The following is a 600-nucleotide window of genomic DNA, read 5'->3' as shown; positions in this document are numbered from 1 at the left end:
AAAAAAAACCTAATTTTTCTCCAAATCTTTTTACATCTTCTTTTCTCTTTAATAATCTGACTAAAATTATAATTGGTGAAAATAAAAGTACTGTATTTATTAATATTCTATAAATGAATAATATCATTAATCTCTTCTGACTTGTTTTTCATAGAAATTTTTATAAATTTTGGAATTATTCATTAACTCCTCATGAGAACCTTGAGCTGATACTTCACCCTTATCAATAACAAAAATTTTATGAGAATTTAATATTGTGGAGAGTCGATGTGCTATTACAATCGTTGTTTTATCTTTTGTTAAAAGACTCATCGCCTCCTGAATCTTACTTTCTGTTTCTGCATCTAATGATGAAGTTGCCTCGTCCAATAATATTATTGGTGCTTTCTTTAGCATTGCTCTAGCAATTGATAATCTTTGTTTTTCTCCTCCAGAAAGTCTTAATCCATTTTCACCTATCACGGTCTCAAATTTATCAGGTAAATCTTTTATAAAATTGTAAGCAAAAGATTTTTCAGCAACCTCCTTTAGCTCATCATCAGTAGCGTTAGAATTAGCATAAAGTATATTATTTTTTATTGTATCATCAAATAGCGTTGT

Annotated in this window: 1 protein-coding gene; it reads right to left on the bottom strand. The window is 28.0% G+C overall.

Annotation, left to right across the window (positions count from 1 at the left end):
- Positions 1 to 126: 126 nt before the first annotated feature.
- On the bottom strand, positions 127 to 600 hold a 474-nt coding region (locus AMN73_RS01375), incomplete at its 5' end, for an ATP-binding cassette domain-containing protein (RefSeq protein ID WP_143323184.1).

Origin of the sequence: Candidatus Pelagibacter communis, from assembly GCF_001179965.1 — a bacterium.
In the GTDB taxonomy this organism is placed as follows: Bacteria; Pseudomonadota; Alphaproteobacteria; order Pelagibacterales; family Pelagibacteraceae; genus Pelagibacter.
Note: the sequence above shows the minus strand (reverse complement) of the source record. Positions and strands in the feature narration are given on the sequence as shown.